Origin of the sequence: Streptomyces nitrosporeus, assembly GCF_008704555.1 — a bacterium.
GTDB classification, from domain to species: domain Bacteria; phylum Actinomycetota; class Actinomycetes; order Streptomycetales; family Streptomycetaceae; genus Streptomyces; species Streptomyces nitrosporeus.
Genome location: NZ_CP023702.1, coordinates 6,543,274 through 6,568,370, shown reverse-complemented (window position 1 = coordinate 6,568,370; position 25,097 = coordinate 6,543,274). Strand labels below are relative to the sequence as shown.

20 protein-coding genes are annotated in these 25,097 nt (G+C 73.3%); 5 read left to right on the top strand and 15 right to left on the bottom strand.

What is annotated here, in order from left to right:
* Positions 1–36: 36 nt before the first annotated feature.
* The gene (locus tag CP967_RS29085; protein WP_150490815.1) at positions 37–1,254 is read right to left on the bottom strand and encodes an ROK family transcriptional regulator; all 1,218 of its coding nucleotides are present in this window, start codon (positions 1,252–1,254) and stop codon (positions 37–39) included.
* Between the two features lie 165 nt (positions 1,255–1,419).
* On the opposite strand from CP967_RS29085, the gene CP967_RS29080 reads away from it, so the two are divergent.
* From CP967_RS29080 to CP967_RS29070, 3 genes are all read left to right on the top strand, one after another.
* Positions 1,420–2,649 (top strand): MFS transporter, encoded by a 1,230-nt coding sequence (locus tag CP967_RS29080; RefSeq protein ID WP_150490814.1) that lies wholly within the window; start codon positions 1,420–1,422, stop codon positions 2,647–2,649.
* A gap of 133 nt (positions 2,650–2,782) precedes the next feature.
* The gene (locus CP967_RS29075; protein WP_150490813.1) at positions 2,783–4,189 is read left to right on the top strand and encodes a uracil-xanthine permease family protein; all 1,407 of its coding nucleotides are present in this window, start codon (positions 2,783–2,785) and stop codon (positions 4,187–4,189) included.
* 163 nt (positions 4,190–4,352) lie between these two features.
* The gene (locus CP967_RS29070) at positions 4,353–5,054 is read left to right on the top strand and encodes a DUF5995 family protein (RefSeq protein WP_190175389.1); all 702 of its coding nucleotides are present in this window, start codon (positions 4,353–4,355) and stop codon (positions 5,052–5,054) included.
* Between the two features lie 45 nt (positions 5,055–5,099).
* Here CP967_RS29070 and CP967_RS29065 read toward each other — a convergent pair whose 3' ends face one another.
* The 5 genes from CP967_RS29065 to CP967_RS29045 form a co-directional block, all read right to left on the bottom strand.
* On the bottom strand, positions 5,100–6,791 hold the full coding sequence (locus CP967_RS29065) for a flavin monoamine oxidase family protein (RefSeq protein ID WP_150490812.1): 1,692 nt from the start codon (positions 6,789–6,791) through the stop codon (positions 5,100–5,102).
* A 53-nt stretch (positions 6,792–6,844) separates the two neighbouring features.
* Positions 6,845–7,642 (bottom strand): carbon-nitrogen hydrolase family protein, encoded by a 798-nt coding sequence (locus CP967_RS29060; protein ID WP_150490811.1) that lies wholly within the window; start codon positions 7,640–7,642, stop codon positions 6,845–6,847.
* A gap of 351 nt (positions 7,643–7,993) precedes the next feature.
* Positions 7,994–8,449 carry an Lrp/AsnC family transcriptional regulator gene (locus CP967_RS29055; RefSeq protein WP_150490810.1) on the bottom strand — a complete coding sequence of 152 codons (456 nt, stop codon included), beginning with the start codon at positions 8,447–8,449 and terminating at the stop codon, positions 7,994–7,996.
* A gap of 116 nt (positions 8,450–8,565) precedes the next feature.
* The gene (locus CP967_RS29050; protein ID WP_150490809.1) at positions 8,566–10,026 is read right to left on the bottom strand and encodes an aldehyde dehydrogenase family protein; all 1,461 of its coding nucleotides are present in this window, start codon (positions 10,024–10,026) and stop codon (positions 8,566–8,568) included.
* Between the two features lie 225 nt (positions 10,027–10,251).
* Positions 10,252–11,718, bottom strand: a complete 1,467-nt coding sequence (locus tag CP967_RS29045) for a GuaB1 family IMP dehydrogenase-related protein (protein WP_150490808.1) — start codon at positions 11,716–11,718, stop codon at positions 10,252–10,254.
* A 401-nt stretch (positions 11,719–12,119) separates the two neighbouring features.
* Here CP967_RS29045 and CP967_RS29040 point away from each other — a divergent pair, with 401 nt between their 5' ends.
* Entirely contained in the window at positions 12,120–13,172 is a 1,053-nt protein-coding gene (locus CP967_RS29040; RefSeq protein ID WP_150490807.1) for a terpene synthase family protein, read from the top strand.
* A gap of 112 nt (positions 13,173–13,284) precedes the next feature.
* On the opposite strand, the gene CP967_RS29035 is transcribed toward CP967_RS29040, so the two are convergent.
* The 4 genes from CP967_RS29035 to fmt all read right to left on the bottom strand — a co-directional run bounded on the left by CP967_RS29035 (position 13,285) and on the right by fmt (position 17,836).
* Entirely contained in the window at positions 13,285–14,277 is a 993-nt protein-coding gene (locus CP967_RS29035; RefSeq protein ID WP_190175388.1) for a sugar-binding transcriptional regulator, read from the bottom strand.
* Between the two features lie 130 nt (positions 14,278–14,407).
* Entirely contained in the window at positions 14,408–15,091 is a 684-nt protein-coding gene (gene rpe / locus CP967_RS29030; RefSeq protein WP_150490805.1) for a ribulose-phosphate 3-epimerase, read from the bottom strand.
* A 254-nt stretch (positions 15,092–15,345) separates the two neighbouring features.
* Positions 15,346–16,779 (bottom strand): RsmB/NOP family class I SAM-dependent RNA methyltransferase, encoded by a 1,434-nt coding sequence (locus tag CP967_RS29025; RefSeq protein WP_150490804.1) that lies wholly within the window; start codon positions 16,777–16,779, stop codon positions 15,346–15,348.
* Positions 16,780–16,903: 124 nt separating this feature from the next.
* Positions 16,904–17,836, bottom strand: coding sequence for a methionyl-tRNA formyltransferase (gene fmt, locus CP967_RS29020; protein ID WP_150490803.1), 933 nt, complete (start codon positions 17,834–17,836; stop codon positions 16,904–16,906).
* 313 nt (positions 17,837–18,149) lie between these two features.
* Between fmt and CP967_RS29015 the strand changes: the two genes are divergently transcribed.
* Positions 18,150–18,695: a hypothetical protein gene (locus tag CP967_RS29015; protein ID WP_150490802.1), complete on the top strand. Its 546-nt coding sequence runs from the start codon at positions 18,150–18,152 to the stop codon at positions 18,693–18,695.
* Between the two features lie 136 nt (positions 18,696–18,831).
* Here the strand turns inward: CP967_RS29015 and CP967_RS29010 are convergent, their stop codons facing one another.
* The 5 genes from CP967_RS29010 to gmk form a co-directional block, all read right to left on the bottom strand.
* A complete protein-coding gene (locus tag CP967_RS29010; protein ID WP_150490801.1) occupies positions 18,832–20,976 on the bottom strand; it encodes a primosomal protein N' in 2,145 nt (714 codons plus the stop codon).
* A 132-nt stretch (positions 20,977–21,108) separates the two neighbouring features.
* On the bottom strand, positions 21,109–22,317 hold the full coding sequence (metK, locus tag CP967_RS29005) for a methionine adenosyltransferase (RefSeq protein WP_150492102.1): 1,209 nt from the start codon (positions 22,315–22,317) through the stop codon (positions 21,109–21,111).
* A 305-nt stretch (positions 22,318–22,622) separates the two neighbouring features.
* Positions 22,623–23,825: a bifunctional phosphopantothenoylcysteine decarboxylase/phosphopantothenate--cysteine ligase CoaBC gene (coaBC, locus tag CP967_RS29000; protein WP_150490800.1), complete on the bottom strand. Its 1,203-nt coding sequence runs from the start codon at positions 23,823–23,825 to the stop codon at positions 22,623–22,625.
* 197 nt (positions 23,826–24,022) lie between these two features.
* On the bottom strand, positions 24,023–24,295 hold the full coding sequence (gene rpoZ / locus CP967_RS28995; RefSeq protein WP_003970369.1) for a DNA-directed RNA polymerase subunit omega: 273 nt from the start codon (positions 24,293–24,295) through the stop codon (positions 24,023–24,025).
* A 174-nt stretch (positions 24,296–24,469) separates the two neighbouring features.
* Positions 24,470–25,087: a guanylate kinase gene (gene gmk, locus CP967_RS28990; protein WP_150490799.1), complete on the bottom strand. Its 618-nt coding sequence runs from the start codon at positions 25,085–25,087 to the stop codon at positions 24,470–24,472.
* Positions 25,088–25,097: the final 10 nt, after the last annotated feature.

The following is a 25,097-nucleotide window of genomic DNA, read 5'->3' as shown; positions in this document are numbered from 1 at the left end:
CTCGGCACCACGCGGGCCGGCTCCGGTCCGGCGTCCTCAGAGGGCCGGGGCGAACAGCGCGTCCTGGGCCGCGTCGCGGGCGGCCAGGACGGCCCCCCGCAGGACCGCCCCGCCCCCGAGGGTCCCCGCCCTGACCTCCGTGGGCAGCGGGGAGAGCCGGGCCAGCCGCTCCTCCACCAGGGCGGCGAGCACCTCGCCGCCCGCGCGGCCGACCTCCCCGGCGAGCACCACGCAGCCCGGGTCGAGCACGGCCACCACGGAGGCCGCGCCCAGCGCCACCCGGTCGGCCAGCGCCGAGAGGAACGCCTCGCCCCGGCCGCTCCCGTCGGCCAGCGCGGCCCGCACCGCGAAGGCGGCCGCGGGATCCTGTTCGCGCTCCGCTCCCCCGCCCGTCCCCCCCTGTCCGGCTGCCCCGCCCGTGGCGATGCCGTGTCCGGCCGCGAGTTCACGGACCGCGACCGAGCCGACCAGTGAGTGGAACCCGCCGTCGCAGTGCAGCGCCGAGGGGATTCCCGAGGTGCCGGGCACCGGCAGGAAGCCGATCTCGCCCGCACCGCCGGAGGCGCCGCGCCTCAGCACCCCGTCCAGCATGACGGCGGCACCGACACCGTGGCCGAGCCAGAACAGGGCGAAGGTGTCCCGGCCGAGGGCGGCACCGGCACGGTGTTCGGCCACGGCCGCCAGATTGGTCTCGTTCTCCACGACGACCGTCGCCGGCAGCCGCCGCTGGAGCTCTTTGACCAGTTCGCGGTGCCAGGCCGGGAGGCCCGCCGTGTCCCGGAGCTCGCCGGAGACCGGGTCGATCAGGCCGGGGGCCCCGACGGCGACACTGTGCAGCGAGGCCGCGCCCGCGCCGCGCGCGGCGCGCTCGACCATCGCCACGGCCCGCTCGACGGCGGGCCGCGTCTTCGTCCCCTCCTCGACGGGCAGGGACGCCTCCGCGCGCGTGACCCCGAGCAGGTCGGCGACGGCCACCGCCACACCGTCGGTGCGTACGTCGAGAGCGGCCAGATACGCCCGGTCGGCGACGATCCCGTACAGCCGGGCGTTCGGGCCGCGCCGCTGGGAGCCGCTCTCCCCCACCACATGGACCAGCCCGGCCTCCTGGAGCCGTTCCACCAGGTCGGCGACGGTGGGGCGGGAGAGACCGGTCAGGTTCTTCAGCTGAGTGGCCGTCAGCGGGCCGTCCTGCTGGAGCAGTCGCAGGGCGAGCCGGTCGTTGATGGCCCGGGCGGTGCTCGGGGATGCGGGCATGCCGGGATCCTTCCAGATCACTGCCCGCCGCTCTGCCGCGGGCTATTTATCAGGCAGGGTTCCTGATAGTTTACTGCCCGCACCGCACACGAACGCCGGGACAGGCCCGGCGCGGGAAGCCGGAGAGACCGGCGCACGGGCACTGCTCAGGGAAGGGCACGGCGTATGACATCGGTTCCCACGGCCCCGGACTTCGGTACCGCCCAGGTCAGACGGGCCAGGTACGCGATCATGGCGGTCTTCACCGTCCACGGCGCGGTGACCGGCAGCTTCGCCACCCGGGTCCCCTGGATCCAGGACCACGCCTCGGTCAGCGCGGGCCAGCTCGGCCTCGCCCTCGCCTTCCCGGCGATCGGCGCCTCGCTCGCCATGCCCCTGGCGAGCCGTGTCAGCCACCGCTTCGGCGCGCGGACGGCCCTGCGCGGGCTGCTGGCCCTCTGGACGCTCTCGCTGGTCCTGCCGGCCCTCGCCCCGAACCTGCTCACGCTCTGCGCGGCCCTGTTCGTCTACGGGGCGTCGGCCGGGATGTCCGACGTGGCGATGAACGCGCTCGGCGTGGAGGTGGAGAACCGCCTCGACAAGTCGATCATGTCCGGACTGCACGGGATGTGGAGCGTCGGCGCCCTGATCGGTTCGACGGCCGGCACGGTGGCCGCGCACACCGGGGCCGACGCCCGGCTGCACCACACCGTCGCCGCGCTGGCCCTCACCGTCCTCGGTCTGATCGCCTGCCGGGGCGTGCTCGACCTGCACAGCGAGCCGGACCAGGAGCCGCCCCCGCGCTTCACCCTGCCGCCGAAGTCCGCGCTGGTGATCGGCGCGGTGGGGTTCTGCGCGGTGTTCGCGGAGGGCGCCAGTCTCGACTGGTCGGCGATCTATCTGCGGGACACCCTCGGCAGCTCGGCCGGCATCGCGGCGGCCTCGACGACGGCGTTCGCCCTGATGATGGCCGTCGCCCGGCTCGCCGGCGACAGGGTGGTGGACCGCTTCGGCGCCGTCCGGACGGTCCGGGCCGGCGGTGTGCTGGCCACCGCCGGCGGCCTGCTGGTGGTGACGGCCCCGAACACGGCGCTGGCGCTCAGCGGCTTCGGGCTGATCGGCCTGGGTGTCGCGGTCGCCGTCCCGCTGGCGTTCGCCGCGGCGGGGCGCAGCGGGGACAACCCGAGCCGGGCCATCGCGGGTGTCGCCACCATCACGTACACCTCGGGGCTGATCGCCCCCTCGGCGATCGGCGCCCTGGCCGAGGCGACCTCGCTGCTGGTGTCCTTCGGTCTGGTGACGGCCCTGGCGTTCGGGCTGGTGCTGGGGGCCGGGGTGATGCGCGGCGGCGACCGGAAGGCCGCGGAGGGTGACGCCCCGCGTGCCGGGGCGCTCGGGGTCCCGGCCGGGAGCTGACCGGACCCGCCCGGCCGGGACCCGCGCACGAGGTCAGCGCCGTACGGCACTACCATTGCGCTGATCTTTTCGGCGGCGGCCTTCCTGACGGGCTCGTCAGGGACGCGCCGCACCCACCACACAGGGAGTGACCATGGGCGGCCTCGGCGTGCGCTGGACCTTGCACGGCGACGGGAAGACCCCGGCGCCCGGAGCGGTGGTGCGGCCCGACGAGCGGCTGTCCTGGCCGCGTACGTTCGGCCTGGGCGCCCAGCACGTGGTGGCGATGTTCGGCGCGTCCTTCGTGGCGCCGGTCCTGATGGGGCTGGACCCGAACCTCGCCATCATGATGTCCGGTGTCGCCACCGCCGTCTTCCTGCTGGCGACGCGCGGCCGGGTGCCGAGCTACCTGGGGTGCTCGCTCTCCTTCGTCGGGGTCGCGGCCACGATCCGGGCGAGCGGCGGCACCAGCGCCACCGTCACCGGTGCCGTGCTGGTGGTCGGCGCGGTGCTGTTCCTGGTGGGTCTGACGGTGCGGCGTTTCGGGGCGCGGATCATCCACGCGGCGATGCCGCCGGTGGTGACCGGTGCGGTGGTCATGCTGATCGGCTTCAACCTGGCACCGGTCACCGCCTCGACGTACTGGCCGCAGGACCAGTGGACCGCCCTGCTGGTGATGCTGTTCACCGGTCTGGCCGTGGTCTGTCTGCGCGGCTTCTTCTCGCGCATCGCGATCTTCCTGGGGCTGGTCTTCGGATACGTCCTGTCCTGGGTGCTGGACCTGGTGTTCGGGAAGATCCACTCCCCGGCGGGCGGTGCCGAGGCCGTGGACCACTGGCGTCTGGACCTGTCCGGGGTGGCGGACGCCGACTGGATCGGGCTGCCCTCCTTCCACGCCCCGGCCTTCGAGTGGTCGGCGATCCTGGTCGCCCTGCCCGTGGTGATCGCCCTGATCGCCGAGAACGCCGGGCATGTGAAGGCCGTCGGCGAGATGACCGGTGACTCGCTCGACGACAAGCTGGGCACCGCCATCGCGGCCGACGGCGCCGCCTCGGTGCTGTCCACCGCCGTGGGCGGACCGCCCAACACGACGTACTCCGAGAACATCGGCGTCATGGCGGCGACCCGGGTCTACTCCACCGCCGCGTACTGGGCGGCGGCCTGCTTCGCGCTGCTCTTCGGGCTGTGCCCGAAGTTCGGCGCGGTCGTGGCGGCGATCCCGGGCGGGGTCCTGGGCGGTATCACCGTGATCCTCTACGGCATGATCGGCCTGCTGGGTGCCCAGATCTGGCTGAACGCCGGGGTGGACCTGCGCAACCCGCTGAACCTGGTGCCCGCCGCGGCGGGCATCATCATCGGGGTCGGCGGTGTGAGCCTGAAGATCAGCGACAACTTCGAGCTGGGCGGGATCGCGCTCGGCACCCTGGTCGTGATCACCGGCTACCACGTCCTGCGGGCCTTCGCCCCGGCCCACCTCAAGACCCAGGAGCCCCTCCTGGACGAGGGCACCTCGCGGTACGACGCGGAGGGCGGCCCCGGCCGGGGGCCCGGCGCCGGCTGACCGGGCCCGTCCCGCCCCGCCCCCGGTCCCCCGGCCGGGGGCGGTCCGTGCCCGTACACCGGGCGCCGCCCGTTCCCTCCCCCGGTGCCCGGTGTTCGCCCGTTCCGATGAATGTCCCGGCCCGTCGGCACCGCGGCGGGCCCGCGGCTGGAAGCCTGCCCGCATGGACCGGTTCGAGCAGGTGGCAGTTCCGGCCGGCCCGGTGGCCGGTGTCGGCGGGGTGACCGAGCGGATGCGCGCGCTCGGTTCGGGGTGGCCCCCCGGTGACGGGGTCGCGGTGTTCAACCAGGTGTACCTCTCGGTCACCGAGGCCGTCGGCGGCAGGCTCGCGGACGGCTCGTTCCCGGATCCGGAGGCCCTGTCCGCGCTGGACGTGCGCTTCGCCGAGCGCTATCTGTCGGCGGTGGACGCGGAGTCGGGGGGCGGCCGGCCGCCGGACTGCTGGCGCCCGCTGTTCGCCTACCGGCGCCATCCCGGCGTACGGCCGCTCCAGTTCGCGCTCGCCGGGATCAACGCGCACATCGGGCACGATCTGGCCCTGGCGGTGGTGGACACCTGCCGCACGCTCGACTGCGGTCCGCGGGACCTGGAGGACGAGTTCGAGCGGGTGGGTGATCTCCTGGTGCTGCTGGAGGAGCAGATCCGCGAGGATCTGATGCCGGGGCCGGACCTGCTGGAGCTGGCGGATCCGCTGACCCATCTGGCGGGTACGTGGAGCCTGGAGCGGGCCCGGGAGGCCGCGTGGTCGGCGGCGCGGGTGCTGTGGCGGCTGCGCGCGGTCCCGTCGCTGGCGGAGGAGTTCCGGGCGCGGATGGACGCGGGGGTCGGCCTGGTGGGGCGCTTCCTGCTCACCCCGTGCCGCTGATACGTTTCCGCCGTCCTCCGCCCGCCCCGGTTCCCGCGGCTCCTGTCAGTCCTCGGGCAGTTCCACCGGCGCTATCGCGTCGAAGACGTCGCCGGGGCCCGGGTTCGAGGGGTCCGTGGCGCCGCCGAACTGGTGCATCACGCCCCAGACGGCGTTGAGCGCGGTCTGGACGGCGCCTTCCGCCCAGCCGGCGGTCCACGAGATGTCGTCACCGGCCAGGAAGAGCCCTCTGCGGTCGGCGGGCAGCCCGTCCTGCATGAAGTGGGTGAACAGCCGGCGCTGGTAGCGGTAGTGGCCGGGCAGGTTGGCCTTGAAGGCGCCCATGAACCAGGGCTCGTTCTCCCAGGAGACCGTGACCGGGTTGCCGATGACGTGTCCGCGGATGTCGACGCCCGGGTAGATCTCGCCCAGTGACTTGAGCATGACCTCCATGCGCTCGTTCGGGGAGAGCGGCAGCCACTTCAGGCTGTCGTCGCACCAGGTGTACGAGAGGCAGATGACGGCCGGCCGGCCGGGGCCGTCGTCCAGGAGGTAGGTGCCCCGGGTCATCCGGTCGGTGAGGGTCATGGACATCGTGTCCCGCCCGGTCGCCGGGTCCTCGTCCAGCCAGAAGGGGCGGTCGACCGGCACGAACAGCTTGGACGACTCCATGTAGTGGGTGCGCTCCACCGCCGTCCAGTGGTCGATGGGGAACAGCGCGTCGTCGCAGGCGATCCTGGACAGCAGCAGCCAGGACTGCCCGGTGAAGACGGCGGCCCGGTAGGTGCGGATGTCGCCGTCCGCGTCGGTCACGGTGATCCGGTTCCCGGCGGTGCGGCCGAGCCGGGTCACGGCGGGCCTGGGGCGGTCGTCGTGCAGGGAGGCCAGGGAGGTCCCCGGGGGCCAGTGCACGGCCTTGGCCGGTTCGTGTTCCCAGAGCCGCAGGGGCAGTTGCTGGCTGCCGCCCACGATGCCGCGGTGGTGGTCGTCCGCCTCGGTGTAGACGACCCGCAGGATCTCCAGGATGGAGTTGGGGAAGTCGGTGTCCCAGCCGCCGGTGCCGAAGCCGACCTGGCCGAAGATCTCCCGGTGCCGGAAGGAGCTGAAGGCCGGTGAGGCGCAGAGGAAGCCGTAGAAGGTCTGGTTGTCCAGCTTCTCGACCAGCTCCGACCAGATCGCGCGGATCCGGGGCACGTCGCGTTCCCGCAGGGCCCGGTTCATGTCCGAGAAGCGGGCGCCCTCCTCCAGGCAGGCGTTCCACGCCGCGGCCACGTCCCGGTACACCTGGGGGAGGTCGTCGACGGTCCGTGCGTAGTGGGACTCGCCCTTGAGGTCCACGACGGTGGACGGGGTGGCCGGGGAGAGCGGGTTGGGGAAGGGCCGGGTCTCCAGCCCCACCAGGTCGATGTAGTGCTGGAGCGCGGTCGAGGAGGGCGGGAAGCGCATGGCGCCCATCTCCGCGGTCAGCGACGGGTCGCAGCCCTCGAAACCGACCGTCCGCAGCCGGCCGCCGATCCGGTCGGCCTCGTAGAGGACCGGCCTGAGGCCCATCTTCATCAGCTCGTAGGCGGTGATGATCCCGGAGAGCCCGCCGCCGATGACGGCGACCTCGCTCCCGTGCTCGGTGGCCGGGATCTGGCCGAGGCCCGCGGGGTGCGCCAGGAAGTCGTCGTAGGCGTAGGGGAAGTCCGGTCCGAACATGGTGATCGGCGGCTGGGCGTCGGTGTGCTGGACGGCGGTGGGCACCGTGGACGTCATGGGGTACGGACTCCTTGGCGGACGTGCGGGGGCGAGCGGGCGGGGCGGGGGTCTCAGAGCAGGGAGCCGTACAGGGCGGGCCGCCGGTCCCGGAGGTAGGTGTTGGCCTCGCGCGAGGCCGCCAGGCGGGCGGGATCGGCGTCGGCGAGGAGGAGCTCCTCGCCCTGCCCGGCGCGTGCCCGTGCGGTGCCGTCGGGGCCGGCCAGGCAGCTCAGCCCGGTGAAGTCGAACGTCCCTTCCGGGCCGGCCCTGTTGACGTAGGCCACGTACAGCTGGTTCTCGAAGGCGCGGACCGGTACGACGGATTCGGCGACGAACCCGAAGGGCCGCATCAGCGCGGTCGGCACCAGCAGCAGGTCGGTGCCGGCCAGTGCGTGGGCCCGGACGTTCTCCGGGAACTCGACGTCGTAGCAGATCAGCAGCCCGATCCGGACGCCGTCCAGCGCGGCCTGCACCACGGTCCGGTCGCCGGGGGTGAACCAGCGCTGCTCGAAGGACCCGTAGAGGTGGGTCTTGCGGTAGCCGGCGAGCGCCGTGCCGTCCGGGCCGAGGAGCTGGACGGCGTTGAAGAGCCGTCCGCCGGACCGCTCCGGGTAGCCGTAGGCGACGGCGATGCCGTGGCGTACGCAGATGGCGGAGACGGCCTCGGCCCCGGGCCCGTCGGCGGGTTCGGCGAGGCCGGGCAGGGCGTCGTCCACGGCGTAGCCGGTGAGGAAGAGTTCGGGGCTGACCAGCAGACGGGCTCCCGCGGCGGCGGCCCGTCCGGCCGCCTCGTCGAGCAGCGCGAGGTTGTGGCCCACGAGGCCGGGGCGTCCGGAGCTCTGGAGCAGGGCGGTACGCAACAGCGGCATGGCTGACCTCGGACGGTGCGGGCGGGGCGGGGAGACGTATCGAAGGTACGGGGCCGCGATCGGGGCCGACAAGACGCGGATGTTGCGCGTCCACCGTCGATCCGTTGCGTGGAGGGCCGCAGCGGCGGCGATTCGTTGCGCCGGACGTCACCGCAGGTCAGGAGTGGGCCGAAAGGCGATCCGGACCGCCCGGGGCGGGCCCCGCCCCGGGCCCGGGGCTGCGATCGCGTACGGGGGGTCGCCCTCCGCCGCTCCCGGCCACGACCCGGCCGGCCGGACGGGGCTGCGTGCCGGGGCCGGGCGGGCACCATGGCCTCCCGCGCGGGGCGGGGCTCGGCCCGCGCGGCGCCTTCAGGCGGGCGGACCCTGGGAGTACCGGCGCAGCAGGGGCGAGAGCACCAGGACGGACTTGGTGCGTTCGATGTAGGGCTCGCCCGCGATCCGTTCCAGTACCTGCTCGAAGTGGCGCATGTCGGCGGCGAACACCTGGACGACCGCGTCGGCCTCCCCGGTCACGGTGGAGGCGGAGGCGACCTCGGGGAAGCGGGCCAGGCCCTGCCTGATCGCCTCGGGCGCGGTGTTGCGGCTGCAGTAGATCTCGATGAACCCCTCGGTCTCCCAGCCGAGCGCTCCCGGGTCCACCCGGACGGTGAAGCCGGTGATGGCGCCTTCGGCGCGCAGCCGGTCCACCCGGCGTTTCACCGCCGGGGCGGACAGGCCGACGACCGCGCCGATGTCGGCGTAGGAGCGCCGGGCGTCTTCGGCGAGGGCGTGGACGATGCGTTCGTCGAGGTCGTTCAGGCGCACGTCGGGCGGTTCACTTCTCTGCGGGCGGAATCGGGGGGCGGCCCGGGCCGCCCCCCGAAGTACACCATGGGCTCACCCGCGCTCCCGCGCGGGACCCGGGCGCCGGAGCCGCCGGCTCAGAAGGGGAACCGTGAACGGCCGTGCTGCACCGAGATCCACTTCCGGGTGGTGAAGGCATCGACGGTCGCGTCCCCGTTGAGCCGTCCCAGGCCCGAGTTCTTCTCCCCGCCGAACGGCACGATGGGCTCGTCGTGGACCGTTCCGTCGTTGATGTGGATCATGCCGGTGCGGATGCGCCGCCCCACCCGCACCCCGCGCTCGACGTCGGCGGTGTGTACGGCGCCGCTCAGTCCGTAGGGGGTGTCGTTGGCGATCCGGACGGCCTCGTCCTCGCCGTCGAAGGGGATGAGCAGGGCGACGGGGCCGAAGATCTCCTCCTGCAGCACGGGCGAGCCGGCGGCTATGTCCGTGAGCACGGAAGGGCTCACCAGGTTGCCGTCGGCGGTGCCGTGCAGCAGCGCCGTGGCGCCTTCCCCGACCGTCCGGTCGACCAGCTTGGAGACCGCCTCGGCCTGCGAGGAGTTGATCAGCGGGCCGATGTGGGTCGCCGGGTCGGCGGGGTCGCCGATCCGCAGGGAGGCGACCTTGGCGACGAACTTCTCGGTGAACTCGTCCGCGACGGCCCGGTCCACGAGGATGCGGTTGGCCGCCATGCAGACCTGGCCCTGGTGCACGTACCGGCTGAAGACCGCGGCATCGACGGCGTAGTCGATGTCGGCGTCGTCGAGGACGATCAGCGCGCTGTTGCCGCCGAGTTCGAGCACGGTCTGCTTGAGGTGGGACGCGCAGACGGTCGCCACGTGCCGCCCGACCTTGTCGGATCCGGTGAAGGAGATCAGCCGCGGGACGGGGTGCTCCAGCAGGGCGTCGCCTATCTCGGCGATGTCGGTGACCACGACGTTCAGCAGTCCCGCCGGGAGACCGGCTTCCTCGAACACCTTGGCGACCAGGGTCCCGCCGCAGACGGGGGTGTTCTGGTGCGGCTTGAGGACGACGGCGTTACCGAGGGCGAGGGCGGGCGCCACCGACTTCAGCGACAGCAGGAAGGGGAAGTTGAAGGGGCTGATGACGCCGACGACCCCGACCGGCTCGCGGTAGACCCGGTTCTCCTTGCCCTCGGTCGGCGACGGGAGGATCTGCCCGGTGGTGCGCAGGGCGAGCTGGACCGATTCGCGCAGGAACTCCTTGGCGAGGTGCAGCTCGAACCCGGCCTTGACATGGGTGCCGCCGAGCTCCGCGACGATCGCCTCGGCGATCTCGGCCTCGCGCTCCTCGACGACCCGCAGCGCCTTCTCCATCACGGCCCGGCGGATGTAGGGGTTGGTCCGGCCCCACCCCTCCTGGGCACGCTCGGCTGCCCGGTACGCCTGGTCGACCTCGTCGGCCGTGGCGACGGTGATCGACGCCAGCTTCTCCCCGTCGTACGGGTTGAAGTCGATGATGTCCCAGGCGCCCTTTCCCGGCCTCCACTCACCGTCGATGTACTGAAGGGCCAGATCGGTGAAGAAGGCAGACATGGATTCCCTTACCGCAGAGGGGGACGGGCAGCTGATCGGCATTCATATTACTTATAAAACAGCAGAGTTGAAGGTGCCGACCGGCCCTGTGGAAAGGCCCTGGCCCCGGTACGGATCCGCGGGGACCCCCTCCCCGGCGGGCGCCCCGGAGCGGGGCCCCGCACACGCGCGGGTGCCCCTCCCGGACTATTCCGGGAAGGGCACCTGTGCACGGCGGGCGGATGGTCAGCTCCAGCTGGCGTGCAGCGGCTTGCCCTCGGCGTAGCCCGCGGCGCTCTGGACGCCCACGACGGCCTTCTCGGCGAACTCCTCCAGCGACGCGGCGCCCGCGTAGGTGCAGGAGGAGCGGACCCCGGCGATGATCGAGTCGATCAGGTCCTCCACCCCGGGGCGGGCGGGGTCGAGGAACATCCGCGAGGTGGAGATGCCCTCCTCGAACAGCCCCTTGCGGGCCCGGTCGTAGGCGGACTCCTCCGACGTGCGGTTCCTGACCGCCCGCGCCGAGGCCATGCCGAAGGACTCCTTGTAGAAGCGGCCGTCGGCCGCCTGCTGGAGGTCGCCCGGGGACTCGTAGGTACCGGCGAACCAGGAACCGATCATCACGTTGGAGGCGCCGGCGGCCAGTGCCATGGCGACGTCACGCGGGTGGCGGACCCCGCCGTCGGCCCAGACGTGCTTGCCGTGCTTGCGGGCCTCCGCGGCGCACTCCAGTACGGCGGAGAACTGCGGGCGTCCCACACCGGTCATCATGCGGGTGGTGCACATGGCACCGGGGCCCACGCCGACCTTGATGATGTCGGCACCGGCCTCGATCAGATCGCGCACCCCCTCGGCGGCGACGACGTTGCCCGCGACGACCGGCACCCCCGGGTCCAGCTTCCGCACCGCGGCGACCGCGCTGATCATGGATTCCTGGTGGCCGTGGGCGGTGTCCACGACCAGGGTGTCCACGCCCGCGGCGAGCAGCTGCTCCGCCTTGCCCGCCACGTCGCCGTTGATGCCGACGGCGGCGGCGACACGCAGCTTGCCGTCGGCGTCCGTGGCGGGGGTGTAGAGCGTGGCCCGCAGCGCGGCCTTGCGGGTGAGGATGCCGACCAGCCTGCCGTCCGCGTCCACCGCGGGGGCCAGCTTGCGGTTGGCGCCGTCCAGCCGGTTGAAGGCGTCACGCGGGTCGATCCCGGCGTCGAGTACCACCAGGTCCTTGGACATGACCTCGGACAGCTGCGTGAAGCGGTCCACCCCGGCCAGGTCGTGGTCGGTGACCACACCGACCGGCCGGTGTTCCGCGTCGACGACGACACCCGCTCCGTGGGCCCGCTTGTGCAGCAGGGACAGGGCGTCCGCGACGGTCTGGCCGGGCGCCAGCACGATCGGGGTGTCCAGCACGAGGTGGCGCTTCTTGACCCAGCCGATGACCTCGGTGACCACATCGAGCGGGATGTCCTGCGGAATGACGACCAGCCCGCCCCGGCGGGCCACGGTCTCGGCCATCCGGCGGCCGGCGATGGCGGTCATGTTCGCGACCACGAGCGGGATGGTGGTGCCGGTGCCGTCCGGCGAGGACAGGTCCACCGCCTGCCGGGAACCGACCGAGGAACGGCCGGGGACCATGAAGACATCGTCGTACGTGAGGTCGTAAGGGACCGAAGGGGTAGCCGTGTAGCGGCCGGTTCCGGGCTCGAGAAAACGCATGATGCCCATCGTTACACGGGAATCGGCGCAGGTCACGCCTCCGAAGGCACAGCAGACGCACCCCGTGTTCGTAGCTTCCCACAAGGGGCGGTCCGTCCCGGTGCCGGTCGTTGCGCCGACCCGGGGCCGGCGCGGGGCAAAAGCCCGCCCTCCCGGAGACCGGCCGTCGCCCTGCCCGGTACCCGCCCGGGGCAGCCCCGGTACCCGGTAACCGTCCGGGGGGGGCTTGCCGGGGGACCTTGCTCGAACTCCCGGCCGATCGGTGTGATCGTCTTCTCTGGACCGGGTGACAGAGGGTCAGGTAGCTTCAAAAGCGCAGGTCCCCGGGGCGTCCGGCGTCCGCCCACCGGTGCCCGGGGTGCCCCCGCACGCCTTCGACCGGAGAGGACCCGGACACACCTGTGGAGAGCGAACTGCCGGACATCTACTGCCCGTTCCCGCAGCGGAGCAATCCGCACGTCGCGCACACCCGCGCGCATCTCGACGAGTGGACCCGGCGCACCGGCCTGGTGCACCGGGAGTCCGCACGGGCCCGTTTCGAACAGGCCGACTTCGGGTCCTTCGTCGGCATGGTCCACCCCACCGCGAGCCCCGAGCACCTGGATCTGGTCGCCGACTGGTTCGTGTGGCTGTTCCTCGTCGACGACCAGCTGGACGACGGGCACCTGGGCCGGAACCCCGAGCGCGTGCGGGACGTGGTCGCGCGGATGCGGGCGGTGGTCGAAGGCACCGCACCCCGCGTCCCGCCCGGGGAGGAGGCGCCCGCGGCCCTCGTCGCCCTCGCCGACCTGTGGGAACGCACGGTCCCGCGCGCGGCGCCCCACTGGCGCACCCGCTTCACGGGGCACCTCATGACCTATCTGACGATGACCACCACCTGGGAGGCCGGGAACCGCGCGACCGGTGCGGTACCGAGCGAGGCCGCGTACATCTCCAAGCGCCGCCACACCGGGGCGATCCATGTGTGCATGGACCTCATCGAGATCGTCGCGGGCATACAGGCCCCGGAGGCGGTCCATGGCGATCCCCGGTTCGTCACCGCGCTGGAGGCCTCGTGCAACGTGGTGTGCTGGGCCAACGACGTCTACTCCTACGAGAAGGAGCAGATGCTCGGCGAAATCCACAACCTCGTCCACCTGGTGCGCCACCACCGGGGTTACGGCGAGCGGCAGGCCCTCGAACACGTCTGCGCGGCGATAGCCACGGAGACCGAGCGGTTCCTCACCGCCGAGGACGAGCTGCTGGAGGTGTTCCCGCAGCTGACCCGGACGCTCGTGCCCTATCTGGACGGGATGCGGAGCTGGATGCGCGGCAACCTGGACTGGTCGCGGCAGACGCCCCGCTACAACCCGGCGGCCGTCAGCCAGTACGCGGCGCCCGGGGAGTACCTGGAGGAGACGGTCCTCGGTGTGGCCACGGACGGCGCCGTGGCGGCTCCGCGTACGGGCGACTGAGCGGGCGGGGGAAGGGCGCCGGGGGGCTCCACCCGCACGGGGTGTCCGGCGCCCCCTGTCCGGCCGGGCTCCGGCCCGGCCGGGCGCGGCCCCCGTCCGGGCCGGACGCGGCTCAGTCGTCCGGGTCGGCGCGCTCCAGGGCCGGCCTGGGACCGGCGGCCGACTCCGTCAGCAGGTAGTCGGCGGCCGCCGTGTCCGTGACGAGGCTGGTGACGAGCCCGGACCGCAGCACCGCGCCGATGGCCGCCGCCTTGCGCTGGCCGCCGGCGATGGCGACGACCTCGGGGATCCGGCGCAGCCGGTCCGCCTCCACGGTGATGCACCGCTCGCCGAGGTCCCGGCCGACCCTGCGCCCGTCGGCGTCGAAGAGGTGCGCGGACATCTCCGCCGCCACCCCGAGCGAGGCGTAGTGCGCCCGCTCGTCGTCCGAGAGCATGTCGTGGACGGTGGAGATGCCCGGTTCCCACGAACCGATGGAGACGGCCGCGACGGTCACCTTGTCGAAGTGCTCGAAGGCGCGGGCGATCCCCGTCTGGTGGCGCAGGGCCGCCGCGGTGGCCGGGTCGGGGAGCAGCATCGGCGCGTAGATCGGATGCGCCTCGCCGCCGGAGACCTGGGCGGCCCGGCGGACCGCCTCGACGGAGCCGCGCTCGGCCGTCCCGGCGTCGTAGACCCCGGTCAGCTGTACGACGGTGCAGGGCGGCAGCCGGTCGAGGGCCGCCGCCATGTGGATGGTGGACCGGCCCCAGGCCAGGCCCAGCACATCGCCCTCGTTCACCAGCTCGCCGAGCAGGTCGGCGGCCACCTCGCCCAGGTTCTCCGGGTCGGCGGCGTCGTCCTGCTCCTCCGCCGGGGACTCCACCACGACCGCGTGCCGCAGGCCGTACCGTGCGCGGAGCGCGTCGGAGCGCTCCGCGTCGAGCTCCGCCGGAACCCTGATCTCGATCCGTACGAGATCACGTTCGAGGGCCGTCTCCAGGACCCGGGCCACCTTGAAGCGGCTCACGCCGAACTCCTCGGCGATCTGGATCTTCGATTTCCCCTCGAGATAGAACCGGCGGGCCATGGCCGCCGCCTGGACCAGCTCCGCGGGTCCCATCCGCATGGCTGACCGACCCGCCGAGATGCCAGACACCGCGATCTCCCTCAACTCTCTTGCGCTCGATACGCCGCCATCCTGTCAGATCCGGCGATCCTTGATCAGGCCCGTGGGGCCGCGTTCATCTGCCCTTTGTTCAGTGTCCGCATGCCCAGGGGGCGCCGGCCGTGGCCGCCTCCGCCCGGGCGCGCAGCGCGCGTACCGCTTCGGCCGGGTCCTCCGCCCCGTAGACGGCCGAGCCGGCCACGAAGACGTCCGCGCCGGCCTCCGCGCATCGCTCGATCGTGGTGGCGGAGACCCCGCCGTCGACCTGGAGCCACAGTTCGAGACCGTGCTTGGAGATCAGCTCACGGGTGCGGCGGATCTTCGGCAGCATGATGTCGAGGAACGCCTGGCCGCCGAAGCCCGGCTCCACCGTCATGATCAGCAGCATGTCGAGCTCGGGGAGGAGGTCCTCGTACGGCTCGATCGGCGTCGCGGGCCTGAGCGCCATCGAGGCGCGCGCCCCCTTCGCCCTGATCTCCCGCGCCAGCCGCACCGGGGCCGCCGCGGCCTCCACGTGGAAGGTGACGGAGCCCGCGCCGGCTTCGACGTACTGCGGCGCCCAGCGGTCCGCGTCCTCGATCATCAGATGGCAGTCCAGCGGGGTGTCCGTGGCCTTGCTCAGCGCCTCGACCACCGGCACGCCGAGGGTCAGGTTGGGGACGAAGTGGTTGTCCATGACATCGACGTGGAGCCAGTCGGCTCCGTCGACGGCCTTCGCCTCCTCGGCGAGACGCGCGAAGTCGGCGGACAGGATGCTGGGATTGATCTGCGCCATGGGCCAAGCCTGCCATGCTCCGGGCCACTTCCCCGCCCCGGTGCGTCCCAAAGCCTCACGGGATCATTACAGTTCGCGCATTTCCGGCTTTTCACCTCCGGAGCCGGGGCCGTACCGCCTGGGCGAGGCCAGGGCCGGGATCAGGGCCGGGCCGGAACCAGGACCGAAACCAGGCCAGGGCCGGGCGCCCCGCGCTCCGGCCGGCCCCGGAGAGGTCTCCCCCGCCGGGGCGCCGGTGCGTCCGGTGCGCCCGCTCAGGCCGTGCGCCGCAGCAGCGCCAGGTACATCGCGTCGGTGCCGTGCAGATGCGGCCAGAGCTGGACGTCGGGCCCGTCGCCCAGCGCCGGTACGCCGGGGAACAGCGGCCGGGCGTCCACCCATTCCGCTTCGGCCGGCTGCCCGCCCCGCCCCTTGAGCACGTCCTCGACCACCACCCGGGTCTCCGCCAGGTGCGGGGAGCAGGTGGCGTAGCCGACCACGCCGCCGACCCGGACGGCCTTCAGCGCCTCGCGCAGCAGACCGCGCTGGAGGGGGGCGAAGCCCTCCAGGTCCTCGGGGCGGCGGCGCCAGCGCGCTTCCGGGCGGCGGCGCAGCGCGCCGAGGCCGGAGCAGGGTACGTCCATCAGGACCCGGTCGAAGGAGCCGGGCCGCCACGGCGGGCGGGTGCCGTCCGCCGTGATCACCTGGTAGGGGCCGGGGTTGCCGGCCAGCGCCCGTTCGACGAGTCGGGCCCGGTGCGGCTGCTTCTCGGACGCGAGCAGTGCCGCGCCGCGCTCCGCCGCGAGCGCACCGAGCAGGGCGGCCTTGCCGCCCGGGCCGGCGCAGCCGTCGAGCCAGCGGGTGTCGTCACCTTCGAGGGGCGCGTGGGCGAGCGCCGCCGCGACGAGCTGGCTGCCCTCGTCCTGCACCCCCGCTCCGCCCTCCCGTACGGCGGCCAGGGCGCCGGGCTCGCCGCCCTCGGCCATGCGTACGGCGTAGGGGGACCAGCGGCCGGGCAGGCCGCGCTCCTCGCCGAGGGCGGTGAGGAGCTCCTCGGGGGTGGAGCGCCCGGGGCGGGCCACCAGGGTCACCTCGGGCCGCTCGTTGTCGGCCTCCAGGAGGTCCTCGATCCCGCTCCGGCCGCCGCCCAGGGCGTCCCAGAGGGCGGAGACCACCCAGCGGGGGTGGGAGTGGACGAGGGCGAGGTGCTCCTCGGGGTCCTCGTCGTAGGGGGGCGCGACCCGCTCGGTCCAGCCGTCGAGGTCATGGGCCGTGACCCGGCGCAGCACCGCGTTGACGAACTTGGCGCGCCCCTCCCCCAGGACGACCCTGGCCAGCTCGACGCTGGCGGACACGGCCGCGTGGGTGGGGATCCTGGTGCCGAGCAGTTGGTGCACACCCATCTCGATCACGTCGAGGACCGGCGGGTCGACCTCGCGCAGCGGCCGGTCGACGCACGCGGCGACGATCGCGTCGTAGGTGCCCTGGCGGCGCAGCGTGCCGTAGACCAGCTCGGTGGCGAGCGCCGCGTCCCGGCTGTCGAAATCCCCCTTGGCGCGGGCCTTCTTGAGCAGGGGGGGCAGCACGAGGTTGGCGTAGGCGTCACGCTCGTCGACGGCCCTGAGTGCTTCGAAGGCGAGGAACCGGACGGGGTCCTTCTTGGGGCGTCGGTGCTGCTTGGCGGGACGGCGACGCTGCTGGTCGTTCACGTGAAAGGTGCTCCGCGGAGGGTGAGGGGGCGATCCCGTCCAGCCTACGACGGCCCCGGGGCGGACGGCCCGCCCCCCGGGGCCGCTCCCGGGCTCCCGGGACCCGCCGCGGGAAACCCCGCCCTCAGGCCCCCAGGAGTTCGCCGGAGGTGATGCGTACGCCCCTGGCCCAGTCGGCGGCCTTCATCGGCTTCTTGCCCTGGGGCTGGACCCAGAGGAGTTCCACCGCGTGGGAGCCCGTGCCCACGTACACGTTGTTCTTGCCCGCGGAGAGTTCGCCGGGGGTGAGATCGGTGCGGCCGGGGACCGGGACGGCCTGGACCAGCTTGAGGCGTTCGCCGCGGAAGAGGGTCCAGGCGCCCGGCGCTGGGGTGCAGCCGCGCACCACCCGGTCGACCCGCAGCGCGGGGGCCTGCCAGTGCACCTGGGCGTCCTCGACGGTGATCTTGGGTGCGAGGGTGACGCCTTCGGCGGGCTGCGGTACGGCGTGCAGGGTGCCGTCCTCGATGCCGTCCATGGTCGCGGCGAGAAGTCCCGCTCCGGCGAAGGCGAGCCGGGTGAGCAGGTCACCGCTGGTGTCCGTGGGCCGTACCTCCTCGGTCAGCACCCCGTAGACCGGTCCGGAGTCCAGGCCCTTCTCGATCAGGAAGGTCGACGCGCCGGTCACCTCGTCACCGGCCATCACCGCGTGCTGGACGGGTGCGGCTCCGCGCCAGGCGGGGAGCAGGGAGAAGTGCAGGTTGACCCAGCCGTGGGCGGGGATCTCGAGTGCGGCCCCGGGCAGCAGCGCGCCGTAGGCGACGACGGGGCAGCAGTCCGGCCCGATCTCCCGGAGCCGGGCGAGGAAGTCCTCGTCGCGCGGCCGGGCCGGCTTGAGCACCTCGATGCCGGCCTCCTCGGCGCGTTCGGCGACGGGGCTGGCGACCAGCCGGCGTCCGCGCCCGGCGGGCGCGTCGGGGCGGGTGACGACCGCGGCCACCTCGTGGCGTCCGGAGGCGATCAGGGCGTCCAGGGCGGGAACGGCGACCTCGGGGGTGCCTGCGAAGACCAGCTTCATGGGTGGCGCGCTGCCTCTCGGCGGAGAACGGACGACGAGCAGCGCACCAGTCTAGGGCCTGATCCGCGGGCGGACCCCGGTGGCCTGCGGGGAAGGGCACGGGGCGGCGGCGGGTGGTCCGCGCCCCGTCCCGGCCTCCGCGCCGAAGCGCTGCCCGGCGGGGGCGTACACGGGTCCGCGCGCCCCGCGCATATGCGCATACGCCCCTGATGCGTGACCCGGCGGCGGGTGGCGCGTTGGTCAAGGGAGATTGACCGAAGTGGGCCGCCGCGACGCGGTCCGATCCCTCAACGCCGGTTCGAGAGGCTTGTTCATGGCCGACCACGCAACCCATGACGCCCAAGCGCGTGCCAGTCTGCACCTGTTGGTGCGTGACATCGAGCGGGTCCGGCGGCAGGTGGACGCGCTGCGCACCCTCACTGCGCAGCTCGGCAACGTCTACCGTCCGCGCCGCTCCGGCCCCTCCGCGGGCTTCGTCGTCTACGGCCGGGCCCCCGCCCCCACGGTCCGGCTGGCCCAGGAACTGCGGGACAGCGTCGAGACGTTGGTGACGGCGGCGGTGGACTTCGACCGCTCGCTCGGTTTCTCGTGGGACGCGGTCGGTTCGGCTCTCGGTGTCACCAAGCAGGCGGTGCACCGTCGTTACGGCACCCGGCGCAGCGCCCCGCAGCCTCCGGCCGCCGAGGCGGAGGGCGCCGCGCCCCGTAAGGCGTCCGCGGCGGCGGGCCCGGGGCAGCCGCTGCCCGTCGTGCCGTCGGCCCGCCCGATGCCTCCGCAGCCGCCCCCGCCGTCGCCCGACGGGGCGGTGTCGCGTGAGGAGTTGCGGCCCGGGGCCTTCCCCGGGCCGCGCAACGGCTGACGGCGGCAAAAGGCGCCCTCCGGGGCGCCGCACGGGCCCTGGGGGGCGGGCGGCCCGAAGCCGGGCGGCCCCGAAGCCAGGTGGCCCGAGGCCGGGGAACGGGCCGCGGCACCGCCGCTCCGGCTGCTCCCCGGCCTCAGCCGATGTCCGGCGGGTCGATCCGGATGCGTACCGGATCGCCGCTCCCCCGGGCGGTCCGGGCCGCCGACGCCGCCTTCAGGGCGGCGGCGAGCGCCGCGCCGCGCCCCGGCGGGACCCTGACCAGAGCTCGTTCCCGGGGAGCGCCCGGTGGGGCGTCGCCCGGCCTGCGGGGCCGGCCCGTGGGCGCCGCGGGCACCGGGACGGGTCCGAGGATCTCCGCCTCGGCAGGCAGTTCCGCCGTGGCCAGGAAGGCGGCGAGGGCTTCGGGCGGGCCGGTGACCGCGGCCATCCTGGACACCGGCGGGAAGCCGAGTTCGGCGCGTTCGGCGAGCTCGCGGCGGGCGTGGCCGACCGGGTCCCAGCGCACCAGTGCCTGGACGGGCCGCAGGGCCGGTTCGGCGACGACGACGACCGTCCCGCCCTCCGGACGGCCGCGGACCAGGGCGGCGGCGGCCGTCCAGCGCCGCAGGGCCTCCTCCCCGGCCCGCAGGTCGGGGCGGCCGACCATCGCCCAGCCGTCCAGCAGCAGCGCGGCCGTGTAGCCGCCCTCGGCCACCGGTTCGGCCCCGGGTGTGCTGACGACCAGCGCGGGCTGTCCGGGTACGGAGTCCAGGACGTGGTCGCGCCCCGAGGTCCGTACGGGGACGTCCGGGAAGGCCCGGCCCAGCTCCTCGGCGGTCCTGCGGGCCCCGACGATCTGCGCCCGCAGTCCGGTGCCCCCGCAGGCCGCGCAGTTCCAGGCCGTCTCGGTCCGCCCGCACCAGGCGCATTCCAGGTTCTGCCGGTCCGGCGCCTGGAGCGGGCCCGCGCAGTGCCGGCACCGGGCGGGCTCCCGGCAGCGCTCGCAGGCCAGGCGGGGGGCGTATCCCCGGCGCGGTACCTGGACCAGGACGGGGCCGTCGCGCAGGCCGTCGCGTACGGTCTGCCAGGCCAGGCTGGGCAGCCGCGCCGAGCGCGCCGCGCCGTCCCGTGCCAGCTCGCCGTCGTCGACGGTACGGACGAGAGGGGCCGCGATCCGGACCTGCTCCCGGTCCGGGCGCAGCGGCAGCGCCCAGCCGCTCTCGACCAGCTGGGCCGCCTCCACCGTGCAGTTGACGCCGCCCAGCAGGAAGGCGCACCGGCTGTGCGCCGCGCGCAGCTCCAGGACCTCCCTCACGTGCGGGAAGGGGGCGTTGTCGTCGCTGTGGCTGGAGTCCCCGTCGTCCCAGACGGCGACCAGGCCTAGACCGGTGACGGGGGCGAACATCGCGGCCCTGGTCCCGACGACCGCGCGCACCGATCCGCGCCGGACCGCGAGCCACTGCCCGTAGCGCTTCTCCGGGCCGGACTCGGCGGTGAGCAGGGCGTGGTGGCCCTTGCCCAGGAGAGCGGTCAGCGCGGCGTCCACCCGGCCCGCCGTGCGCCCGTCCGGTACGACGACGAGGGCGCCCCGGCCCGAGGCGAGCGTCGCCGCGACGGCGCGGGCGATCTCCTCGGGCCAGTGCGGTCCCGGCAGCGCGGTCCACACCGCCCGGGGCGCCTCCCCCCCGGCCAGCGCCCGCAGGAAGCCCGGGCCCTGGGCGTACCGCTCCCACGGTCCGGGCGAGGGTACGGGCGGCGGGGGCGGCGGGGCGGGCGAGGGCCTGGACTCGGCTCTGCCGTTCCTCGGGGGCACGGCGAGCTGGAGCACATCGGCGAGACTGCCCGCGTAGCGGTCGGCGACGGCCCGGGAGAGTGCGAGCAGTTCGGGCCCCAGCACCGGCTCGGGCGAGACGACGTAGGCGAGGGCGGCCAGAGCGCCCGGGTAGTCGGAGGTGGCCCGGCGCTCGACGAGGAACCCGTCGATGAGCCCGCCGCCCTCGCGGCGTCCGCCGCGCACCTGCCGGCCGCCCGCGCCGAACCGCACGCGGACCCGGACGCCGGGCTGCGCGTCGGCGTCGAGCTCCTCGGGCACCGCGTAGTCGAAGTACTGGTCGAGGTGGAGCACGCCCTTGTTCACCAGGACGCGGGCGACGGGCAGTTTCCCGGCGAGCGCGGCGCCCCGCCAGGTCCGGGGCTTCGCGCGCGGCACCTCGGCCCGGCGGACGGTCTCCCGGATGAGCGCGAGCTGCTCCGGCTGTCCTGTGCCGGGCTCGTCGGACCGCTCGTCGTCGCTGCTCACGGCATCCTTCCTACCAGAGGCCACCGACAGCGCCGCCCCGCTCCCGGACCCCGCGCCCCCGGGGCACGCGCCGGGGCCCGGGCACCGCCTGCGCGGTGTCCGGGCCCCGGTGTACGGAAACGGCGGGCCGTCCTACAGGCCGGCGGCCTCACGCAGTGCGTCGATGCGGTCGGTGCGTTCCCACGTGAAGTCGGGCAGCTCACGCCCGAAGTGACCGTACGCCGCGGTCTGCGCGTAGATCGGACGCAGCAGATCGAGATCACGGATGATCGCCGCCGGACGCAGATCGAAGACCTCACCGATCGCGTGCTCGATCCGCTCCGTGTCCACCGTCGCCGTACCGAAGGTCTCCACGAACAGACCCACCGGCTCCGCCTTCCCGATCGCATACGCGACCTGGACCTCACACCGCGCCGCCAGCCCCGCGGCCACCACGTTCTTGGCGACCCACCGCATCGCGTACGCCGCCGAACGGTCCACCTTCGACGGATCCTTCCCCGAGAAAGCACCACCACCATGACGGGCATAACCCCCGTAGGTGTCAATGATGATCTTCCGCCCGGTCAGACCCGCATCCCCCATCGGCCCACCGATCTCGAAACGCCCCGTCGGATTCACCAACAACCGGTAACCCTCGGTATCCAGCTTGATACCGTCCCCCACCAGCTGACCCAGCACATGCTCCACCACGAACTCACGGATGTCAGGCGCCAGCAACGAATCCAGATCGATGTCCGAAGCATGCTGCGAAGACACCACCACCGTGTCCAGACGCACCGCCTTGTCACCGTCGTACTCGATCGTCACCTGCGTCTTGCCGTCCGGCCGCAGATACGGAATCGTCCCGTTCTTACGCACCTCCGACAACCGCCGCGACAACCGGTGCGCCAGATGAATCGGCAACGGCATCAACTCCGGCGTCTCATCACAGGCATACCCGAACATCAGCCCCTGATCACCGGCACCCTGCTTGTCGAGCTCGTCCTCATCCCCCTCGACCCGCTTCTCGTACGCGGTGTCCACACCCTGCGCGATGTCCGGCGACTGCGCCCCGATGGACACCGAAACACCACACGAAGCCCCGTCGAAACCCTTCTTCGAGGAGTCGTAACCGATCTCCAGCACCTTGTTACGCACAAGAGTGGGAATATCGGCATAAGCCTTGGTCGTGACCTCTCCCGCAACATGCACGAGACCCGTAGTGATCAGGGTCTCGACCGCCACACGCGAAGAAGGATCCTCACGCAGAAGCGCATCGAGAACGGTGTCGCTGATCTGATCGGCGATCTTGTCGGGATGACCCTCGGTGACAGACTCCGAGGTGAAGAGACGGCGGGACACATCGCTCCCTGTGGTTGCAGCGGCTGCTGGCTGATCATTGGTGGACCACCGGGAGCTGCGCCCGGCACGTCCGGCGGCCAGTTTATCGGTCGCTTCCGGTGATTGGGTCACGTGTCTCGCCCCTTGGGAGATCTGTGACCTGCCACACCGTTGACCACGGTACGAAAATCACTCTTTACCCACGGGTCAGGCACGTGCTCGTCCGAGTATCCCCCGCCGGGCCGGAATCCGTGCGCCCCGGCCCGGATTCCGGCGGGTTCTCCCCTCTCGCGCCGCCCGCGGACGCGGCCGGCGAAGGGGCCGGATCAGCCGAGCCGGGCCGCCACCAGGTCCCACACCACGTCGGCGAGCACTTCCTTGGGGCCGTACGGAACAGCCGTCTCGGAGCCGTCCGCTCCGAGCACCACGGCTTCGTTCTCCTCGGAACCGAAGGTCTTGTCCTCCCCGACCTCGTTGACGACCAGCAGGTCACAGCCCTTGCGGCGGAGCTTGTGGCGGCCGTTGGCGAGGACGTCGTCGGTCTCGGCGGCGAATCCGACGACGAGCTGCCCGGCCCGGGCGCGCCCGGCGGAGACCTCCGCGAGGATGTCGGGGTTGCGGACCAGCACGAGGGGGGCCGGCTCCTGGCCGTCCTTCTTCTTGATCTTGCCCGTGGCGTACTCGGCGGGCCGGAAATCGGCGACCGCCGCCGCCATCACCACCACGTCCGCGTCGGCCGCCGCCTTCCGCACCGCCTCGCGCAGCTCCAGGGCCGTCCCCACCCGCAGGACGTCGGCCCCGGCCGGGTCGGGCAGTGCGGTGTTCGCCCCGATCAGGGTCGTCCGGGCGCCGCGGGCCACCGCGGTGCGGGCCAGGGCGTAGCCCTGCTTGCCGGAGGAGCGGTTGCCGAGGTAGCGGACCGGGTCGAGGGGCTCCCGGGTCCCGCCGGCGCTGATCACCACATGGCGGCCGGCCAGGTCGGGGACGGCGGAGCCCCGGGACAGCACCCGGCGGCAGACCTCGAAGATCTCGCCGGGGTCGGGCAGCCGCCCCTTGCCGGTGTCCGCGCCGGTCAGCCGGCCGACGGCGGGCTCGATGACGACGGCGCCCCGGCGCCGCAGCGTCGCCACGTTCTCCCGGGTGGCGGGGTGCTCCCACATCTCGGTGTGCATCGCGGGGGCGAAGACGACCGGACAGCGGGCGGTCAGCAGGGTGTTGGTCAGCAGGTCGTCGGCCAGTCCGTGGGCGGCCTTGGCCAGCATGTCCGCGGTGGCGGGGGCGACCACCACCAGGTCGGCGCCCTGGCCGGTCCGGACGTGCGGCACCTCGTGCACGCCGTCCCAGACCTCGGTGGACACCGGATGGCCGGAGAGCGCCGACCAGGTGGCCGCGCCCACGAAGTTCAGCGCCGCGCCGGTCGGTACGACCCGTACGTCGTGCCCCGACTCGGTCAGCCTGCGCAGCAGCTCGCACGCCTTGTAGGCGGCGATGCCCCCACTGACCCCCAGGACGACCTTCGGTTTGTCCACTGCGTCTCCCGCACTCGTGATCCTCCGCGCACCCCGGCCGGTGGGCGGCACCATGGCATACGGGCTCCATGCTGCCTCACCGCCCCGCGCCGCCCGCGACGGCCCCGGCCCGGACACGCCTCAGGCCCGGCGGGCGGGCCGCCGGGCCTGAGGTGGGGGCGCGTCTTCCCCCGCCGGTGCGGGGGCGCGGGCACTGCTTACTGCGCGGGGCCCTCGATGGCCTCGGAGGTCAGCAGGCCCGCGTTGATCTCGCGCAGCGCGATCGAGAGCGGCTTCTCGTGCACGTGGGTGTCGACGAGCGGACCGACGTACTCGAGGAGGCCTTCACCGAGCTGCGAGTAGTACGCGTTGATCTGGCGCGCACGCTTGGCGGCGTAGATCACGAGGCTGTACTTCGAGTCGGTGGCCTCGAGGAGCTCATCAATCGGCGGGTTGATGATGCCCTCGGGCGTGGTGATGGAAGAGGACACTCTCTGCCTTCCGAAGGGGATCGAGATCAAAGAGATCTTTGATCATGCTGGTTCCGCGGTGGTGCTGTCCGGTTCCGCAGGGATGGTGCTCTGCGTCCGCTCTGCCTCCGCGGCCGTCGGCCGAGGGGTTCGGCCGGGGCGTCGACCGGCCGGTGGGGCCGGTTGCCGGTGAGGTCAGTCGCCGGTGCCGGAGAGGCCGGAAGCCTGCAGCATCAACGTTAGCAGCTCGCGCGCCACGTCCTCGACGGAGGTGTTGACGAGCGTGGTGTCGAACTCCGCCTCGGCGGCCAGCTCGGTCCTCGCCGCGGCGAGCCTGCGCTCGATCACGTCCGGGGCCTCGGTGCCCCGGCCGGTGAGCCGGCGCACCAGCTCCTCCCAGCTGGGCGGGGCCAGGAAGACCAGCCGCGCCTCGGGCATCGACTGGCGGACCAGCCGGGCGCCCTGGAGGTCGATCTCCAGCAGTACCGGCTCGCCCGCCTCCAGGCGGTCGAGCACGGCCCGGCGCGGCGTGCCGTACCGGTTGCCGGCGAACTCGGCCCACTCCAGCAGCTCGCCGTTGGCGATCAGCTTGTCGAACTCCTCGTCGTCCACGAAGAAGTAGTGCACACCGTCGCGTTCGCCGGGTCGCGGCTTGCGCGTCGTGGCGGAGACCGAGAGCCAGACCTCGGGGTGGACCGAGCGCATATGGGCGACGACCGTGCTCTTGCCGACCCCTGAGGGGCCGGAGAGCACGGTCAGCCGCGGACGTACGTCCGGGGGTACGGGGGACGTCCCCCGGGATGTTGCAGCCATGGAGCGATTA

Coding starts and splice junctions, on each gene's coding strand:
- CP967_RS29015 (WP_150490802.1), top strand. CDS start 18,150: ATGGCCGACCACGCAACCCATGACGCCCAAGCGCGTGCCAGTCTGCAC.
- CP967_RS29060 (WP_150490811.1), bottom strand. CDS start 7,642: ATGCCGCTGTTGCGTACCGCCCTGCTCCAGAGCTCCGGACGCCCCGGC.
- CP967_RS29080 (WP_150490814.1), top strand. CDS start 1,420: ATGACATCGGTTCCCACGGCCCCGGACTTCGGTACCGCCCAGGTCAGA.
- CP967_RS29070 (WP_190175389.1), top strand. CDS start 4,353: ATGGACCGGTTCGAGCAGGTGGCAGTTCCGGCCGGCCCGGTGGCCGGT.
- CP967_RS29065 (WP_150490812.1), bottom strand. CDS start 6,791: ATGACGTCCACGGTGCCCACCGCCGTCCAGCACACCGACGCCCAGCCG.
- fmt (WP_150490803.1), bottom strand. CDS start 17,836: ATGAAGCTGGTCTTCGCAGGCACCCCCGAGGTCGCCGTTCCCGCCCTG.
- gmk (WP_150490799.1), bottom strand. CDS start 25,087: ATGGCTGCAACATCCCGGGGGACGTCCCCCGTACCCCCGGACGTACGT.
- rpe (WP_150490805.1), bottom strand. CDS start 15,091: ATGGCGCAGATCAATCCCAGCATCCTGTCCGCCGACTTCGCGCGTCTC.
- CP967_RS29075 (WP_150490813.1), top strand. CDS start 2,783: ATGGGCGGCCTCGGCGTGCGCTGGACCTTGCACGGCGACGGGAAGACC.
- CP967_RS29035 (WP_190175388.1), bottom strand. CDS start 14,277: ATGCGGATGGGACCCGCGGAGCTGGTCCAGGCGGCGGCCATGGCCCGC.
- CP967_RS29050 (WP_150490809.1), bottom strand. CDS start 10,026: ATGTCTGCCTTCTTCACCGATCTGGCCCTTCAGTACATCGACGGTGAG.
- CP967_RS29045 (WP_150490808.1), bottom strand. CDS start 11,718: ATGCGTTTTCTCGAGCCCGGAACCGGCCGCTACACGGCTACCCCTTCG.
- CP967_RS29085 (WP_150490815.1), bottom strand. CDS start 1,254: ATGCCCGCATCCCCGAGCACCGCCCGGGCCATCAACGACCGGCTCGCC.